Genomic DNA, 17,719 nt, shown 5'->3' with positions numbered 1-17,719 from the left:
ACACCATGAACGACATCGCACCACGGCTTGAAATCGAACAGTTCATCTGCCGCAGCGACAATTACGGCGTCCTCATCCACGATCCGCAAAGCGCGCTCACCGCTTCCATCGATGCGCCCGACGCGGCGGCTGTCGAGGCGGCGCTGAAACGGCGCGGCTGGACGCTCGACTTCATCTTCACCACCCATCACCACCTCGACCATGTGGAAGGCAATGAAGCGCTGAAGGCGAAATACGGGGTCGGCATCATCGGTCCCAAGGCCGAGGAAACGAAGATTCCGGGCATCGACCGGACCGTGAAGGATGGCGACGAGTTCACCTTCGGGCTCTTCCGGGTGAAGGCCATTGCGACGCCGGGGCATACGGCGGGCGAAATCTCCTACTATATTCCCGACGCGAAAGCCGTCTTCACGGGCGACACGCTGTTCGCGCTCGGTTGTGGGCGGCTTTTCGAGGGAACGCCGCTCACCATGTTCCAGTCGCTGCAGAAGCTGATCGCGCTTCCGGGCGACACGGCGGTCTATTGCGGCCATGAATATACCGAAAGCAATGCCCGCTTTGCGCTGACCATCGATCCGGCCAATTCCGCACTCAAGGAGCGTGCCGCAGAGATCGCGCGCCTGCGTGCCGCCGATCGCATGACATTGCCGTCAAGCATCGCGCTTGAAATGGCGACGAACCCTTTCCTGCGCTGGCACGATGCAGGCATTCGCAGCCGCCTCGGCTTGCAGGATGCGCCCGACGAAGCCGTGTTTGCCGAAATCCGCAAGCGCAAGGATATGTTCTGACATATGGTATTGAGCGCGAATCGTTCCACAGTTCGAGGTTAGAAGAATGACGGTGTTATCCCGTTTCAAGATTGCAGGCTGCGCCGTTTTCCTCGGCCTCTCGCTTGTCGCCCTGCCCGGTTCGATGACTGTCACGTTTGCCGATGACCTGCTGCTCGACGTCGCACCGAAGCAGACGCCTGCCGAGATCAATAATTTCAAGCTGAGCGAAGATTTCCTCTCGCGCATGGAAAAGGTGCAGGAACAGCTGGGCGGCATGGAACTTTCGGCGACGGAAGAGGAAGGACAGGACGCCACGCCTTCTTTCGACAAGATGGTGAAGAGCGTTGAATCCCGCCCGCAGGTCGTGGAAGTGCTCAAGGCCCAGAACATAACGCCCAGTGATTATATCCTGGGCTATTTCGCCCTGATGAGCAGCCTTGCGGCGGCTGATGCGGAGAGCGAGCCGCAGCTGGTGGACGAATTGAAGGACATCAATCCCGAACATCTCGCCTTCGGCAAGCAGTATAGCGAGCGCATCCGCGTCCTGATCGGCGAGTAAGTTTTCCGCGATTGCCAATTTCCTCATCTTGAGGTGGTATCTTGAGCTTGCGAAGGATACCGTCTCGAAAGATCGGAGATGGACCCTTCGAGACGCGGCCCTCGAATTCTCGGGCCGCTCCTCAGGATGAGGGACGGAAAAACAGAGCAGTGGGAACCGCTCTAAGTATTTTCTTCATCGCATTATCCCACGCATCGAAGCGGGATAAGAAATCAGTCCAGTGGACTGATTTCCCCCCGGGCTTCGCACTTTTGCTGGAAATGCTCTATTTTACCGCACAGGTTGCCTCAAAAGCCGCAATGCGTTGATCGTCACAAGAACGGTCGCGCCCGTATCGGCCAGAATGGCGGGCCAGAGGCCGGTGATGCCCAGCACCGTGGTCACCAGAAAGACAGCCTTCAATCCAAGCGCTATGGCAATATTCTGATGGATATTGCGCATGGTCCGCTTGGAAAGGTCGACCATTTCCTCCACATCGCCAACCCGGCCGTGCAGGACGGCGGCGTCCGCCGTTTCCAGCGCCACATCGGTGCCGCCGCCCATGGCGATGCCGACATCGGCGGCGGCAAGCGCTGGCGCGTCGTTGATGCCGTCGCCAATCTTGGCGACGATCAGACCTTCCTTGCGCAATTCGCCGACGATGCGCTGCTTGTCTTCCGGCAGAAGCTCGGCCCGCACCTCGATCCCCAGATCGCGCCCGATGGCTTCCGCCGTGCGGCGATTGTCGCCGGTCAGCATGAGGGTGCGGATGTTGGCCGCCTTCAACTCCCGCAAGCCGGCAATGGCATCGGCGCGCGGTTCGTCGCGCATGGCGATCGCACCGGCGATCCTGCCATTGGCAACCAGCACGGAAACCGTCTTGCCTTCGTCGTTGCAGGCGGCAATGCGGTTCGCCAGCGCATCCGGAATGGCTGAAATATCATTGGCGGCGCGGCGCGAACCCAGAAACAGGTCCTTCTCGCCCACCATGCCCGACACGCCCTTGCCGCCATGGGCCTTTCCTCCCGCCACGGGGGCAAGTTTCAGGCCGCGCTGTTCTGCGGCACCGACAATGGCCAGCGCCAGCGGATGGCTTGAGCCCGCATCCAGCGACGCGGCAAGACGCAGCACTTCATCCTCGGGCAGGTCGCCCGCCAGCACATCGGTCACCTTCGGCTTGCCTTCGGTCAGCGTGCCGGTCTTGTCGAAGCAGGCCGCCGTGATCTTGCCGATGGTTTCCAGCACCGCGCCGCCCTTCATCAGAAGACCGCGCCGGGCGCCCGACGAGAGCGCGGCTGCAATTGCCGCAGGCGTGGAAATGACCAGCGCGCAGGGGCAACCGATCAGGAGGATCGCAAGTCCCTTGTAGATCCATTCGTTCCAGTCGCCGCCCGCAAGAAGCGGCGGCAGGATGGCGACAAGCGCCGCCACCACGACCACGCCCGGCGTGTAATAGGTCGAAAAACGATTGATGAAACGCTCGGTCGGCGCCTTTGCTTCCTGCGCTTCCTCGACCAGCCGCACGACGCGGGCGATGGTGTTATCCTGCGCGGCAGCCGTGACCCGGACCCGCAGCACGCCGTCGCCATTGATCGTGCCGGCAAAAACCGTGTCGCCTTCAGCCTTCCCGACCGGCGTGCTTTCACCGGTGACGGGCGCTTCATCGACCGCGCTTTCACCCGTCAGGATTTCACCATCGGCAGGCATGCGGTCGCCGGGCCGCACGGAAATCACATCGCCAACCGCGAGACTGTCAGCCGCAACTTCCGAAGTCGTCCCGTTTTTCTCGAGAAACGCAGTCTTCGGCACCAGCGCGGTGAGCGACTGGATACTGGCGCGCGCCTTTCCGGCGGCCACCCCTTCCAGAAGCTCACCGACCAGGAACAGAAACACGACGGCTGCCGCTTCCTCGGTCGCGCCAATGAACATTGCGCCTATGGCGGCAATCGTCATCAGCATCTCGATGGAAAACGGCGTACCGTTGATGGCCGCCATATAGGCGCGCCTGGCAATCGGCACGAGACCGATCAGCATCGCCGCGGTGAAAGCCCACAGCTCGATCGCCGGGTAGAGATGCCCGGCTATATAGGCGGCGACCAGCCCGCCGCCGCAGGCCAGCATCATCTGGCCTTTCTTCGAGCGCCACCACGGCAGCGGTTTTGCAGGCGCGCTTGCCTTGGGCGCAGCCCTGCCGCCGCTGGCAGCGGCAGCGGTGTCGGCAAGCGTGGTCCTGTAGCCCAGAGCCGTCACCCTGGCGGCGATTTCATCGCTCTTTGCCGTCCCGTCATGATTGACGTTCATCGCGCCATTGGTCACGGAGACAGACACATCCGTCACGCCGGGCAGGCGGCGCACGGCGGTATCGATCTTGGCCGCGCAGGATGCGCAATCCATGCCGTCGACCCGAAAGCGCAGACTGTCCGGCGTTGCCGCAATCTCGCTGTGGCCGTCATGATCGTGCTCATGCCCGTGATCATGCGCATGATCGTGGTGATCGTGGTTACCGCCACACGCCCCGTGGTCGTGGTCATGGTCATGCTCAGAATGATCGTGCGAATGTTCGCCCTTTGCCGGGGCTTTTTCCGAGGCGACCGCCTCCGCGCCATATCCGAGACTGCGAACCTTGGCGGCAATCTTGTCGAGATCGCCCGTTCCATCATGGCTGACGGTCATCGTGCCTCCCGCAACCGAAACGGAGACATCCTTGATCCCGCGCACGCGCCGCACGGCAGTTTCAATCTTGGCCGCGCAGGACGCGCAATCCATACCGTCGATGCGAAAGCGAATCTGGTTCAGTGTTTCACTCATGATCTGCTCTTTTCAGGACTGCTCTTGAATTGTCTTGAGCAAGGTCTACATCCTCTAGTGACTAGAGGAGCAAGCGGAAAATGATCTCGAATGTGCCCATCGGCGAAGCATCGAAGGCGAGCGGCGTCAAAGTGCCGACCATCCGTTATTACGAGCAGATCGGCCTGCTGCCTTCCCCGCCGCGCAGTGACGGCAATCGCCGCCTCTATGACCGGAGCGACATCCAACGGCTTCTCTTCATCCGACATGCGCGCGATCTGGGGTTCGAGGTGGATGCGATCCGCACGCTTCTCGATCTTCAGGACAATCCCGACCAGTCATGCGCGGCGGCCGACGCCATTGCACGCGCGCGCCTCAGCGATGTGGAGCATCGCATCGCAAAACTGCTTTCGCTCAAGACGGAGTTGCAGCGCATGCTGGAATGCACCGCGCATGGCCGCATCGACCAGTGCCGCGTGATCGAGATTCTCGGAAACCACGAGGAATGCGTGCACCCGAAGCATTAATCGGAACTCGAGCGCATCCCGAAAAGGGAAATTAGTCCACTGGACCGATTTCTGATCCTGCTTCGATCAGATGAGATGCGCGATAAAACAAAAGACAGAGCATTTCCAACGCTTCATGAGAAACAGGAAATGCTCTGGCTGACGGTCAGTTCACCTTTGAAAAACGGGTCGCCTGGATCTTGAGCGTGCCGATCTGGGTGCCGATCCGTGCCACGACTGGCGCATAGATGCCCGAATTGCCGAGCGATGCGAAGGAAATCGTCATCCGGCTGCGATTGCTCAGGTAATCGATGGCCTTCTTGCCCTTCTGATAACCGGAAATCGGAATGAACTTCGCCGAGCAGATGACCGATTCGCCGGTAAAGCCATCGGTCGTGAACGATTCGGTGCCGTTGAAGGAAAGCCTGATCTCGGCCCGCGTCTGGCCGTCGAAGACGCTCAGCGAACGATCGCAGACTGCCCGGCCATTCTTCGCCGGAATCATGAGGGCGCTCAGCGGATCGCTGACATTCAGCAGGTCCTGCGGCGATGTTTCCACCCAGGGGTCGCGCTTTTTCACCGGAGGCTGGTTTTCCGCCGCGACGACATTGCCATTGGCGAAGCGGATCGTGGTGCTCTTGTTCTTGCGGCCATGCTTGTAGGCCAGATCAAAGCTCTTCGGCACGACCTTGCCGCCGACGGCGCTGCCGGTAACGTGCACGGTGCCGTCCGTATCGTCGAACACCCGCGCCAGACCGGAGGTCAGGAAACGGCCATTGAGGTTGTAATTCGCGCCATTGACCGTGGTTTCTATGGCGGACCGCGCAATGGAAAGCCCGAAAATGGAAATATCGTATTCCGTCCGGTAAAGATCATCGGCCCGGGCCGGGCCGCTGGCCATCGTCATTGCCCCCAAGCTCAGGCCCGCGAAGGCCAGTCCTGCCGCAGCCGCCACACCATACTGCGCCAGCCGGTGCCGGACGGGCTTCAACACATGCGACGGTTCGATCATACTCGGCATTCCTTTCGCCTGCTTTTCCAATGAAGGTTTTCAACCACATTGGACCGCCAGAAAGTTGCGTGGGATTCTTCGATACAGTATCTGTGCAACAGGCAAAACCGGCGAAGTTATGATTGCAAGCTTTCGTGAAGACCGTTCGGAAGCCGGAAAACCGCGTCTTTGCGCGATGGATACGGAATCTCACTTGACTGCAACGGCTGCTGTCACTATAGAAACGCGACTTTCCCAATAGGCCGCCTGTCCGAGATCGCGCGCCAGCAGCATCAAACTGCGTTGATTGCTTGAATTCGGACATTCGGGTCGGGGCCTGAAGAACGTAATTGAAGGTGAGACCAAAATGTCCCGCGCTTGTGAATTGACCGGCAAGTCGGTCCAGTACGGCAACAATGTCAGCCACGCGAACAACAAGACGCGTCGCCGCTTTCTGCCGAACCTCTGCAATGTTACGCTGATGTCCGAAACCCTCGGCCAGAGCTATCGTCTTCGCGTTTCCGCCAACGCCCTGCGTTCGGTCGAACATCGCGGCGGTCTGGATGCGTTCCTCGTCAAGTCCGACGACAAGGAACTGTCGCAGCGCGCTCGCCTGCTGAAGCGTCAGATCGCAAAGAAGCAGGCTGAAGCAGTCGCTGCCTAAGCTTTCGGCCAAATGATTTGACAAAAAAGGCCGGCTCTCGTCGGCCTTTTTTGCTGGTTCCATCACCCAGGATAAAAAAATGTCAATCGAGACACCCTCTTTTTCCCGGCTTATGCCAGCGATACTGGCCATGTGCGTGGCGGTTGCCGCGTCGAATATTCTCGTCCAGTATCCGTTCCAGCATTTCGGCCTCGGTGAAGTTCTGACCTACGGGGCCTTCACCTATCCTGTCGCCTTTCTGGTCAATGACCTGACGAATCGCCGCTTCGGCCCTGCCGCCGCACGCAAGGTGGTCTATGCCGGTTTCGTGCTGGGCGTCGTCATGTCGATCTGGCTGGCAACCCCGCGCATCGCGATTGCCTCGGGCTCGGCCTTTCTTTTCGCACAGCTGATGGACATCACCGTCTTCGACCGCCTGCGCCGCAAGACCTGGTGGAAGGCGCCCTTTGCCGCCGCCATGTTCGGCTCCGTGCTCGATACGGTCCTGTTCTTCTCGATTGCCTTCGCAGCCGGATTTGCGTGGATCGACACGCTCACGGGAATGCCCGATTCGTCCCTTGCCGAACCGGCGTCCTTCCTCGGCCTCGGCGTGCCGCTCTGGGCGTCGCTGGCTTTTGGCGACTTCTTTGTGAAGGTCATCATGGGGACGCTTATGCTGATCCCCTATGGGGCAATCCTCGCCGTCTTCGCCCCGTCGCTTTATGCGCCAAGCCGGACAACGGCGGAAGAGGCATGACCAAGGGCGCTTGAAGCATTTCCAGCAAAAGCGTGAAGCGCCTTTGCGTTCGGAAATGCATCAAAATAAACTTCAAGCGTCCTTTGCTTTACCTTCTGCCAGCCCGGCGCCTGCCCTTGGCCGGAGCCGCAGCCCCCTGCTCCTCGAAAAGCGAGGCAAGCTGTTCGGTCATGGCGCCAGCCAGTTCTTCCGCATCGACGATGGTGACGGCGCGCTGATAATAGCGCGTGACGTCATGGCCGATGCCGATGGCGATCAGTTCCACCGGCGAACGCGTTTCGATTTCCTCGATCACGGCGCGCAGGTGCCTCTCCAGATAGTTGCCGGGATTGACGGAAAGCGTCGAGTCGTCGACCGGCGCGCCATCCGAAATCATCATCAGGATCTTGCGCTGTTCAGGCCGTCCAAGCAGGCGCTGATGCGCCCAGATCAGCGCCTCGCCGTCGATGTTTTCCTTCAGCAGCCCTTCGCGCATCATCAGGCCGAGATTGCGCCGGGCGCGCCGCCAGGGCGCATCGGCGCTCTTGTAGACGATGTGGCGCAGATCGTTGAGGCGACCCGGATTGGCGGGCTTGCCGCGTCCAAGCCACGCTTCGCGCGACTGGCCGCCCTTCCACGCCTTGGTGGTGAAGCCCAGAATTTCCACCTTCACGCCGCAACGCTCCAGCGTGCGGGCGAGAATATCCGCGCAGGTCGCGGCAACCGTGATCGGGCGACCGCGCATGGAGCCGGAATTGTCCAGCACCAGCGTGACAACCGTATCGCGGAAATCCGTATCGCGCTCCTGCTTGTAGGAAAGCGGCTGCGTCGGATCGATGACGATACGCACCAGACGCGCCGAATCGAGATAGCCCTCTTCCAGATCGAAATCCCACGAGCGGTTCTGCTGCGCCATCAGGCGGCGCTGCAGGCGGTTGGCGAGACGCCCCACCACGCCCTGCAGATTGGCAAGCTGCTTGTCGAGGAAACCGCGCAGACGATCGAGTTCCGCCTCGTCGCAAAGATCGGTCGCTTCGACCTCTTCATCGAACTCGCGCGTGAAGACCTTGTAATCGACATGCTCGGCAAAATTGGCGAAAGGCTGGTTCGGACGGCGCGTATCGCCCGGCGTTTCCGCGTCGATATCCTCGCTGTCGTCCATGTCGTCGGCGGAAGCGTCGGCGGCATCCATTTCGCCCTGCTCGCCTTCATCGCTCGAACTGTCGGATTCCTCGCTTTCAGCCGAATCGGAACCTTCCTGACTTTCGTCGCCGCCTTCCTCGTTCTCGTCGGAATCCGGCGTCTGTTCGTCGTTCTGTTCTTCCTCGTCGCTCGGTTCTTCCTGCGACAGCTCTTCCGCCATGTCCATGGAAGCGAGCATGTCGCGCACCGTGCGCGCAAAGGCCTGCTGGTCTTCGAGATTGTCGCCGAGCCGCGCAATGTCGGCCGCAGCCTTCTGTTCGATCCAGTCGCGCCACAGCTCCAGCACCTGCCCTGCTTCCGCCGGTGCGGCCCGCCCGGTCAGCTTCTCACGCAGAAGAAGCGACACGGCTTCCTCGAGCGGCGCATCTTCCCTCTCGGTGACGGTGGAGAAATTGGCTTTCGAATATTTATCCGCAAGCATGGTGGAAAGATTGTCCGCCATGCCCGCCATGGCGCGCGCGCCGATGGCTTCAACACGCGCCTGTTCGACCGCATCGAAAATGGCGCGCGCCTGCTTTCCTTCCGGAGCGAGGCTCGCATGAATGCGTGGGTTATGGCGCGCCTGACGCAGCGCCATGGAATCGCCAAGGCCGCGCGTGACGGCAATATCATGCGCGGTTGGACGTTTCGGCAGGTCGGGAAGGCGGGCACGATTGGCGCTCAAGGCCGGACGGTCGTTGGTAAACGCCACTTCCAGCTCATGCTCGCCGGAAATGGCGCGGACGCAAGCCGTTATCGCACGCTTGAACGGTTCGGAATCCACCGGTCCCGGTTTACGCTCGCGCGAATTATCGCCTATTCCTGACTTCTGGCCCGACATATGCCTATCCTGACTTCGCTTTCAAGCAAGGGCGAAGCTCATCGCCCCCGCACCAGACAGTGCACTGCCGCCGGATTATCGGGCGGCAGGCTTCCTCCGCATCAAGCGAGAACGATATTGGCCGCCGATTCCGGCAGTTCAACGCCGAAAGCACGCTGATAGAACTCAGCCACGGTCGCGCGTTCCAGCTCGTCGCACTTGTTGAGGAAGGTCAGGCGGAATGCAAAGCCGACATCGTTGAAGATCGCGGCATTTTCGGCCCAGGTGATGACCGTGCGCGGGCTCATGACGGTCGAGAGATCGCCATTGATGAAAGCCTGGCGGGTCATGTCGGCCACGCGCACCATCTTGTTCACGATCTCGCGGCCTTCGGCATTCTGGTAATGCTTGGCCTTGGCGAGAACGATGTTCACTTCATTGTCGTGCGGCAGATAGTTCAGCGTCGTCACGATGGACCAGCGGTCCATCTGCGCCTGGTTGATCTGCTGGGTGCCGTGATAAAGGCCGGTCGTGTCGCCGAGACCGACGGTGTTGGCGGTCGCGAACAGGCGGAAAGCCGGGTGCGGACGGATGACGCGGCTCTGGTCGAGAAGCGTCAGGCGGCCCGAGGATTCCAGAACGCGCTGGATGACGAACATCACGTCCGGGCGGCCGGCGTCGTATTCGTCGAACACCAGCGCTACATTGTGCTGATAGGCCCAGGGCAGGATGCCGTCCTTGAATTCGGTGACCTGTACGCCTTCCTTGACCACGATGGCGTCCTTGCCGACGAGATCGATACGGCTGACATGGCTGTCGAGGTTGACGCGCACGCAAGGCCAGTTGAGGCGGGCCGCGACCTGCTCGATATGGGTCGACTTGCCGGTGCCGTGATAGCCGGAAACCATCACGCGACGGTTATAGGCAAAGCCTGCGAGGATCGCGAGCGTCGTCTGACGGTCGAAAAGATAATCCGGATCAAGCTCCGGCACATAGGAATCGCCTGCCGCATAAGCCGGCACCGTCATGTCGGAATCGATCCCGAACACTTCGCGCACCGAAACCGTCGTATCCGGCAAATTGGCTATATCCCGCTCAACCTTGTTCATCATGCCTCCAGAGCGGCAGGCAGCGACCGGCCGCGAATTAATACCGGCAAGCTGCCGACCGGCAACTTTCATCCGCGGGCATGTTTTTCCGGCGCGCCGGACGGTATGCCCCTTCCGTAATTCGTTGCGGGCATCCGTGCTTGCATCCACGCCTTGGCGCGGCAGAAGAATGTCCGTCGGAGCCGTCGGCGACCGCTCCATAGTCAGCTTTCAGTCCCAAACAGGCTTTAGCAAAAACCTGCCTGCTTGAGCAATTGATAAGCCTGAATAACATCGCGAAATCTCTCTTCCGATCCGCGATCACCACCATTCGCATCCGGATGGTGCTGCTTTACCAACTCTTTATAGCGCGCCTTGATCTTATCGCCAGTCGAATTTGGTTCAAGACCGAGGGTGGCCAGCGCCTTTATTTCCAGCGTGCGGGGTTTGCGCTGCGCCTTCTGTCCCGGCGCATGCCCCTTCGCTTCCTTGAAAAGATTGAAGGGATCGCGGATGCGGTTGTGATAGGAGGCCGAACCTGACCGCATCTTGGCCACGTCGGGCGAGGTGCGCGCCTTGGCGGTGGAATTCGCCGTCGTCGACCAGGTTGGGCGGTGGCCGGTGATCGCATCCTTCTGGAATTTCGCGATGTCGCCATCGGAAAGACCGGAGAAGTAATTGAAATTCTTGTTATATTCCCGCACATGGTCGATGCAGAAGCGGAAATATTCGCCTTCACGCATCCGCCCCACAGGCGCGCGATGCGTGCCCGGCTTGTCGCAACCATCCCACTGGCAGCAGGGTGCTGAAGACTTCGCTTCCGCGGTCTTCTTGGGCTTGATGCGGATACTGTCGAAAAATTTTGAGTTCGTTGTCATCGAATCGAATTATGCGGATTATCAGTTGCTGAACAAGAATTGACATTTCGTCCGGTCGGGCTTTTGGCCATTTCAACTGGGCGAAATTTTGAAGCGGAGTGCTTTCCTGTGCGGATTTGCCCCACCTTTTGCCGCCGAAGCAGCGTTATATGAGGCACAGCGTCTATATGGGGAGAAGTGGCTCAAATGTCCATTCACAATAGCAAACAAAGCGCGATGGAAGCGAAACTGACCACGGCTTTCGCTCCCCAGCGCCTTGAAGTCATTAACGAAAGCCACCTCCACGCCGGCCATCACCATGAGGATCGCGGTCATCATGAAGTCTATGACGGCACCGGCGAAACACATTTCCGCATCCGCATCGTTGCCGACGCCTTTGCCGGAATGAGTCGCATCGAGCGCCACCGCGCCATCAACGCGCTGTTGAAGGACGAACTGGAGAGCGGCGTCCACGCGCTGGCGCTTGAGCCTTCCGCCCCCGGTGAAGCAACGCGCCGCTGAAGATTTTTTCGGAAAGAGCATGTCTTCCGAAAGCGGAAATCGTTCGGGTAAAGCCAGGCGCAAACCGGACGGATGGAGCATCTCCGCGATTCAATCGAAACGGAAATACTCTGGAGCCGGACCCTTCGGCTGTGCCTAGCAGCCGGGACCGGGAGGGCAACTTCGCTGAGCCCTATCAGGAAGCAGGCTATCCAGAGCCCGCCCCAAAACATGCAAAGCGCCCTTTCGGGCGCTTTTGCTATGCATCCAATGCCATGCGATCAAATCGATCGAACTTCGCGGAGAAAAGCAATTTCAGAATAGCATCCGATGTTGGCACAAATAGAGAAGGCTGTATCTATCTCATTATAAAGCATGCGATATGAAATTTCTCCGCAGTTTTCGTATCAGAACATAAGCTATCTACAATGAACGGCATCACATGCTTATAGATGAACATGCCCGCCGCAATACAACCTCAGTAATACATAAATCCGGCGATATTTCAAATGAAATATTCTATGCTTAAATAGAGCACGACCAGCGTTTATTAGTAATATTTGTTATTACCGTCTTTCTGCCGCCATCTGTTCTATCGGCGCGGCACCGCCGCAACGATGGGGGCCGGTTTTCCATCGGCGTCGAGCGGCACGATGCGCAACCGCGTCAGGCGGTTCCTTTCCTTCTTGAGCACAGAAAAGCGTTTCCCGTAAAAGGTGAAGGCCTGCTTCACTTCCGGGATCGTCTGCGTCTCATGAATGACCAGCCCGGCGATTGTGGTCGCCTCCTCATCCGGCAGGTGCCAGTCGAGCGCGCGGTTGATATCGCGAATCGGCAGCGAACCATCGACGATCACCGAACCGTCCGGCTGCAGGCGAACGCCCTGCATGTCGATATCGTGCTCGTCGGCAATATCGCCGACGATTTCCTCCAGGATATCCTCGAGCGTCACCAGGCCCTGCACATCGCCATATTCGTCGACAACGATGGCGATATGCGCCTTGCGGCGGAGAAAAGCGTCGAGCTGGTCCTGCAATGTCGTCGTGTCGGGCACGAACCACGGCTTGCGCGCGACCTTCATGATGTCGATGCGGGTGAAATCATTGTCGACGTCGTAAAGTGCGCGCAACAGGTCCTTGGTGTGGATGATGCCGACGATATTGTCGATATCGTCGCGCCAGAGCGGCATGCGCGTGTGCGGGCTGGCCAGAATATCGCGCACGATCTCTTCCGCCGCGGCATCGGCATTGACGGTGCCCATCGAGGTCCGGTGCACCATCACATCGCTGACTTCCAGCTCCTTGAGGTCGAGAAGGCCGCCAAGCTGGTCGCGGTCTTCCTTGATGAGCGACTTGTCGCGATGCAGCACCTCGACCGCGCCGCGCAATTCCTCCTGCGGGCTCAACATGGACCGGCCTGCGGCAAGATTGACGCCGCAGAGCCTCAGGATCGCGCGCACGATCCAGTTCACTGCGGCAGAGACCGGCCCGAGGATCAGCACCACCAGCGAAACGCTGCGCGCAACGACAAGCGAAAACCGGTCGGGACCGGAGATCGCCCAGGATTTCGGCAGCACTTCAGCGAAGATGACCAGAATGACCGTCATCGCGAGCGTCGCATAGGCGACGCCCGCATCGCCGAACAGGTTGAGGAAAATGCTGGTGGCAATCGAGGAGGCCAGAATATTGGCGAGGTTGTTGCCGATCAGAAGCACGCCGATCAAGCGGTCGCGACGGCTGATGAGCCGCTGGACCAGTCCCGCGCGCTCGTCGCCATTATGCTCGAGCGTGAGCATTCTGGCCCGCGACGCCGCCGTCAGCGCCGTTTCGGAGCCTGAAAAGAATCCGGAAAGAATGACGCAGAGCAGGATAATGCCGCACAGAACCCAGAGCTCGAAAGCCATTCGCCTTGTCCTCTTGCTTCGTATCTAGTGGATTTTCGAATTTGACCTTTGAAACAGCATCGCATTCAGGCGGCATTCAAATGTCGAATTCAGTCCACCAGACGGTCTTTCAAAAATTCCAGCACGGCTGCCGGCGGCACATCCTTGGCAATGAAGGACTGGCCGATACCGCGTGTCAGGATGAAGGTGAGCGCGCCGCGCGCCACTTTCTTGTCCTGTGCAATATAATCCATCAGTTTTTCCGCAGACGGCAAGCCGCCCGGTACGTCCGACAGGCGGTATGGCAGGCCGACGGCTTTCAGATGCCTCTCGACGCGCTCCGCATCCTCGATGCCGCACAGATTCATCTTGACGGAGAAGCGATGGGCCAGCGCCATGCCGATGGCAACACCTTCGCCATGCACGAGGCGGGCTGAATCGTAGCCCGTCGCCGTTTCCAGCGCGTGGCCAAACGTATGGCCGAGATTGAGCAGCGCCCGGTCGCCAGTCTCGCGCTCGTCGCGCGCAACGACAGCCGCCTTGCAGCGGCAGGATTCGGCGATGGCTTCCGTCCGCGCCGCGCCGCCGGAGAAAACCTCCTGCCAGTTCCGTTCCAGCCATTCGAAGAAGTCAGGGCGGTCGATCAGGCCATATTTCGCGACCTCCGCATAACCCGCGCGAAACTCACGCGGGCTCAGCGTATCGAGGACTTCCGTATCGGCCAGAACCAGTTGCGGCTGATAGAAGACGCCGACGAGGTTCTTGCCGTGCGCCGTGTTGATCCCCGTCTTGCCGCCGACCGAGGAATCGACCTGCGACAGGAGCGAGGTCGGCATCTGCACGAAATTCATGCCGCGCCGAACGATACCGGCAACGAAACCGGATAGGTCGCCAACCACGCCGCCGCCAAACGCCACGACCGCATCGCCGCGTTCCAGCCGCGCCGCCAGCACGGCATTGGTGACCGTTTCAAGCGTGCCGAATGACTTGGATTTCTCGCCCGGCGCAACGATCACCGGCGTTACATCGATGCCGGCCCTGACGAAGCTTTCGGTGAGCCGCTCCAGATGCGCCCTGGCGACATTCTCGTCCGTCACCACCGCCACGCGCACGCCTTTCAATCGCTTCGCCAGTTCTTCGCCCGCCCGGTCAACCAGCCCCTTGCCGATCAGTATGTCGTAGGAACGGTCGCCGAGCGACACGGGAACGGTGGTGACACCGGCGATGGAAGGCGCGTTCATGCATAGTCTCCGATACATATAGCGAGGCAGGCAGCCGTTAAGCCTCTAATCCTTCGAGATGACCGGCCAGAACATCGAGCAGTTCGGCGGCGATCACTTCCTTCTTGTCGTCCCGCGTCATCAGCTGGAGATCGGCCAGCGCATAGACCGGATAACGCTCGTTCATCAGCCGCAGCATGACACCGCGCGGATCGCTGTTTTTCAAAAGCGGGCGGTTCTGGCGGCGCGATACGCGCTCCATCAGAATATCGATTTCCGCATTGAGCCAGATGGAAACGCCTGCACGCGCGATTGCCGCGCGCGTTTCGGCGTTCATATAGGCTCCGCCGCCGGTTGCCAGAACCATCGGCCCGTCTTCGAGCAGGCGCATGATGACGCGGCGTTCGAGATCGCGGAACTCGACTTCGCCATAGGCTTCGAACAGTTCGGGGACGGTCATGCGCGAAACCGCTTCGATCTCCGTATCGGCATCGCGAAACGGCAGGCCGAGAAGGCTCGCCGCCTTGCGTCCGACGGTGGATTTGCCCGCGCCCATCAGCCCCACAAGCACCACGACTTTCGAACCGAGCAGATCGCGGATCAGTTCCGCTTTCTCATGTAGATTGTTTTGTTTTGCCGTGCTGCTCATTGTCCTCGTCCATTTGTTCCGGTTCCACATGAAAAACGGTTCGACGTCAATTGCTTTGATTGGTTTTGGAGGCGCGCGCGGCCGCAAGCACGGCTTTTTTGCAAGATGGGGCGCGCGGGTTCCCTTCGTCGCCGTCCTTGCTTTCGTCCAAATGCCGCAGCATAAGTGATGCATGCCAACGCTGACGCGCCTTGTCCTTTTTCTCGCTCTGGTCGCCGCCATCGTCTATGGCGCGATGTACGCGCTTGCCAATTTCGTGGAGCCCGACACGCGCGAGATCACCGTCGAAATACCGGCCTCGAAGCTGAAGCCGGTGACGATTGCGCCTCCCGTGGCCACGCCCGATCCGGCGGAAACTGCCGACACGGCCCCCGAACCGCCCCAGGCACCGCAGGAGTGAGGATGCGCGCATCGCTGGCGATCGAAAACTTTCTGGAAATGATGAGCGCCGAACGGGGTGCTGCCCGCAATACGCTTGAATCCTACCGGCGCGACCTTGAAGCGGTGGCGGAAGCCATGGCGGCGCGCGGCGTCAATCTTGCCGAAGCCGGCGCGGACCATGTCCGCAGCGCCATCGATGCCATGGCCGCGGAAGGTTTTGCCGCCACCTCGCAGGCAAGGCGCCTGTCCGCGCTGCGCCAATTCTTCCGCTTTCTCTATTCGGAAGGCTACCGGCAAGACGATCCGACCGGCACCGTCGATGCGCCGAAAAAGCAAAAGCCGCTGCCGAAGATCATGAGCGTCGAAAACGTCACGCGGCTTCTCGACCGGGCAGTGCTTGAAGCCGGTGAGCCCGGCGAACCGGCTGATCGCACTTCCGACCGGCTCCGGGCCTTGCGCCTTCATGCGCTACTCGAAACGCTTTATGCGACGGGGCTTCGCGTCTCGGAACTCGTCGGCCTGCCCGTCACCGTCGCCCGCACCGATCACCGTTTTCTGCTGGTGCGCGGCAAGGGTTCCAAGGAACGCATGGTTCCGCTTTCGCCCAAGGCGCGGGAAGCCTTGCAGCGCTTTCTCGCTTTGCGGGATTCCCTGCCCGGCAGCGATGACAATCCCTGGCTGTTCCCGGCATTCTCCGAAAGCGGCCATCTGGCGCGCCAGGTTTTTGCCCGCGAGTTGAAGGGCCTTGCCGCGCGCGCGGGATTGTCGGCCTCTGCCGTCTCGCCGCACGTGCTTCGCCACGCCTTTGCCAGCCACCTGCTGCAGAACGGCGCTGACCTGCGCACCGTGCAGCAATTGCTCGGCCATGCCGACATTTCAACGACGCAAATCTATACGCATGTGCTTGAGGAAAGACTGCATAAGCTTGTCAGCGAGCATCATCCGCTTGCCGATTAGCCGCTCTACGGTTATGAGAAAACCGAAAATTTGCAAGATGAGCCAGTAGTGAATATGTAAGGCGCCGTAAAACAGCCTTTTTCAGGCTGGTCATAGAGCGGCACGTCCCTTTGTAAAACGCACGAACAGTCAGGCCCGATGTACAATTATCTCGATTTTGAAAAACCCGTCGCCGACCTTGAAGGCCAGATTCTCGAGCTGAAGAAGCTCGCGCAGGAACAGGGCAGCGTCGAGATGAGCGACGAGATTCGTCGCCTCGAGAAGCGTTCGGCGGATGCGCTGAAGGACATCTATCGCAAGCTGACCCCGTGGCAGAAGGCGCAGATCGCCCGCCATCCGGACCGCCCGCACTGCCTGGAATATATCGACCGGCTGTTCACCGAATTCACGCCGCTTGCCGGCGACCGCAAGTTCGCCAATGACGAAGCCCTCCAGGCCGGTTTCGGCCGCTTCAACGGTCAGCCCGTCGCCATCATCGGGCAGGAAAAGGGTTCCGACACCAAGACCCGCCTCAAGCACAATTTCGGCTCGGCCCGCCCGGAAGGCTACCGCAAGGCCGTCCGCATCATGGAAATGGCCGACCGCTTCCAGTTGCCGCTCATCACCTTCGTGGATACTGCGGGTGCCTATCCCGGCGTCAGCGCCGAGGAACGCGGCCAGGCGGAAGCCATCGCCCGCTCGACGGCGGAGTGCCTCAAGCTGCGCGTTCCGGTCATCTCCATCATCATCGGTGAAGGCGGCTCCGGCGGCGCGATTGCAATCGCCGTCGCAAACCGCGTCTACATGCTCGAGCATTCGATCTATTCGGTGATTTCGCCCGAAGGTGCGGCCTCGATCCTCTGGCATGATTCGACCCGCGCCAAGGATGCCGCTTCCAACATGCGCATCACCGCGCAGGACCTGTTCGACCTCAAGGTCATCGACGGCATCATTCCCGAACCGATGGGCGGCGCGCATCGCGGCAAGGAAGCCGTGATCGACGCCACCGGCGACATCATCACCGCATCGCTGCGTTCGATGAAGGATATCGACGGCGAAACGCTGAAGCAGGAGCGCCGCCAGAAGTTCCTCGAAATCGGCCGCAATATCTGATTTTCGCCGGGAATTGGCGCGCATCCCCGCAAACTCGGCGCGGTTTTCGGGACAGGATGCGCGGTTCAAGACAAAGTGAAAAACCGTACGGGAGGCCAGGCGCCTCCCGCATTTGCATC

General features: G+C 60.1%; 17 protein-coding genes. 9 read left to right on the top strand and 8 right to left on the bottom strand.

Translation table 11 applies throughout. From position 1 onward, the window contains the following. Window positions 1-5: 5 nt before the first annotated feature. Together gloB and JNC63_RS14420 are read left to right on the top strand one after the other, a co-directional pair. Window positions 6-788, top strand: a complete 783-nt coding sequence (gloB, locus tag JNC63_RS14425; RefSeq protein ID WP_025089914.1) for a hydroxyacylglutathione hydrolase — start codon at window positions 6-8, stop codon at window positions 786-788. Between the two features lie 46 nt (window positions 789-834). After that, entirely contained in the window at window positions 835-1,329 is a 495-nt protein-coding gene (locus tag JNC63_RS14420) for a hypothetical protein (RefSeq protein ID WP_021587499.1), read from the top strand. Between the two features lie 270 nt (window positions 1,330-1,599). Here the strand turns inward: JNC63_RS14420 and JNC63_RS14415 are convergent, their stop codons facing one another. Beyond that, a complete protein-coding gene (locus JNC63_RS14415; RefSeq protein WP_063619775.1) occupies window positions 1,600-4,116 on the bottom strand; it encodes a heavy metal translocating P-type ATPase in 2,517 nt (838 codons plus the stop codon). 83 nt (window positions 4,117-4,199) lie between these two features. Between JNC63_RS14415 and JNC63_RS14410 the strand changes: the two genes are divergently transcribed. After that, on the top strand, window positions 4,200-4,622 hold the full coding sequence (locus JNC63_RS14410) for a MerR family transcriptional regulator (protein WP_374846449.1): 423 nt from the start codon (window positions 4,200-4,202) through the stop codon (window positions 4,620-4,622). 145 nt (window positions 4,623-4,767) lie between these two features. Here JNC63_RS14410 and JNC63_RS14405 read toward each other — a convergent pair whose 3' ends face one another. Beyond that, complete coding sequence (locus JNC63_RS14405) at window positions 4,768-5,613, bottom strand: DUF3108 domain-containing protein (RefSeq protein ID WP_063619777.1); 846 nt, start codon at window positions 5,611-5,613, stop codon at window positions 4,768-4,770. Between the two features lie 346 nt (window positions 5,614-5,959). On the opposite strand from JNC63_RS14405, the gene rpmB reads away from it, so the two are divergent. Together rpmB and JNC63_RS14395 are read left to right on the top strand one after the other, a co-directional pair. Continuing rightward, the gene (gene rpmB, locus JNC63_RS14400; RefSeq protein WP_006470974.1) at window positions 5,960-6,256 is read left to right on the top strand and encodes a 50S ribosomal protein L28; all 297 of its coding nucleotides are present in this window, start codon (window positions 5,960-5,962) and stop codon (window positions 6,254-6,256) included. 79 nt (window positions 6,257-6,335) lie between these two features. Continuing rightward, window positions 6,336-6,992 (top strand): queuosine precursor transporter, encoded by a 657-nt coding sequence (locus JNC63_RS14395; protein ID WP_025089910.1) that lies wholly within the window; start codon window positions 6,336-6,338, stop codon window positions 6,990-6,992. 88 nt (window positions 6,993-7,080) lie between these two features. On the opposite strand, the gene cobT is transcribed toward JNC63_RS14395, so the two are convergent. The 3 genes from cobT to JNC63_RS14380 all read right to left on the bottom strand — a co-directional run bounded on the left by cobT (window position 7,081) and on the right by JNC63_RS14380 (window position 10,939). Beyond that, on the bottom strand, window positions 7,081-8,994 hold the full coding sequence (gene cobT, locus JNC63_RS14390) for a cobaltochelatase subunit CobT (protein WP_063619778.1): 1,914 nt from the start codon (window positions 8,992-8,994) through the stop codon (window positions 7,081-7,083). A 101-nt stretch (window positions 8,995-9,095) separates the two neighbouring features. Next, window positions 9,096-10,082 (bottom strand): cobaltochelatase subunit CobS, encoded by a 987-nt coding sequence (gene cobS / locus JNC63_RS14385; protein WP_006470975.1) that lies wholly within the window; start codon window positions 10,080-10,082, stop codon window positions 9,096-9,098. Between the two features lie 227 nt (window positions 10,083-10,309). Beyond that, window positions 10,310-10,939 carry a J domain-containing protein gene (locus tag JNC63_RS14380; RefSeq protein WP_006470976.1) on the bottom strand — a complete coding sequence of 210 codons (630 nt, stop codon included), beginning with the start codon at window positions 10,937-10,939 and terminating at the stop codon, window positions 10,310-10,312. Between the two features lie 186 nt (window positions 10,940-11,125). Between JNC63_RS14380 and JNC63_RS14375 the strand changes: the two genes are divergently transcribed. After that, entirely contained in the window at window positions 11,126-11,440 is a 315-nt protein-coding gene (locus JNC63_RS14375) for a BolA family protein (RefSeq protein WP_063619779.1), read from the top strand. 571 nt (window positions 11,441-12,011) lie between these two features. Here the strand turns inward: JNC63_RS14375 and JNC63_RS14370 are convergent. The 3 genes from JNC63_RS14370 to JNC63_RS14360 all read right to left on the bottom strand — a co-directional run bounded on the left by JNC63_RS14370 (window position 12,012) and on the right by JNC63_RS14360 (window position 15,170). Beyond that, window positions 12,012-13,322, bottom strand: coding sequence for an HlyC/CorC family transporter (locus tag JNC63_RS14370; protein ID WP_006468010.1), 1,311 nt, complete (start codon window positions 13,320-13,322; stop codon window positions 12,012-12,014). An 89-nt stretch (window positions 13,323-13,411) separates the two neighbouring features. Further along, on the bottom strand, window positions 13,412-14,542 hold the full coding sequence (aroB, locus tag JNC63_RS14365) for a 3-dehydroquinate synthase (protein WP_063881787.1): 1,131 nt from the start codon (window positions 14,540-14,542) through the stop codon (window positions 13,412-13,414). Between the two features lie 37 nt (window positions 14,543-14,579). Then, complete coding sequence (locus JNC63_RS14360) at window positions 14,580-15,170, bottom strand: shikimate kinase (protein WP_006470979.1); 591 nt, start codon at window positions 15,168-15,170, stop codon at window positions 14,580-14,582. A 172-nt stretch (window positions 15,171-15,342) separates the two neighbouring features. Here JNC63_RS14360 and JNC63_RS14355 point away from each other — a divergent pair, with 172 nt between their 5' ends. The 3 genes from JNC63_RS14355 (at window position 15,343) to JNC63_RS14345 (ending at window position 17,600) form a co-directional block, all read left to right on the top strand. Next, window positions 15,343-15,570: a hypothetical protein gene (locus JNC63_RS14355; protein ID WP_021587506.1), complete on the top strand. Its 228-nt coding sequence runs from the start codon at window positions 15,343-15,345 to the stop codon at window positions 15,568-15,570. A 2-nt stretch (window positions 15,571-15,572) separates the two neighbouring features. Next, a complete protein-coding gene (xerD, locus tag JNC63_RS14350; protein WP_063619781.1) occupies window positions 15,573-16,508 on the top strand; it encodes a site-specific tyrosine recombinase XerD in 936 nt (311 codons plus the stop codon). A gap of 138 nt (window positions 16,509-16,646) precedes the next feature. Beyond that, the gene (locus tag JNC63_RS14345) at window positions 16,647-17,600 is read left to right on the top strand and encodes an acetyl-CoA carboxylase carboxyltransferase subunit alpha (protein ID WP_006468015.1); all 954 of its coding nucleotides are present in this window, start codon (window positions 16,647-16,649) and stop codon (window positions 17,598-17,600) included. The last annotated feature ends 119 nt before the right edge of the window (window positions 17,601-17,719 follow it).

The sequence above is a fragment of the Brucella ciceri genome, assembly GCF_041930145.1.
Taxonomy (GTDB): Bacteria; Pseudomonadota; Alphaproteobacteria; order Rhizobiales; family Rhizobiaceae; genus Brucella; species Brucella intermedia.
This window is presented reverse-complemented; position numbering and strand designations above follow the sequence as displayed.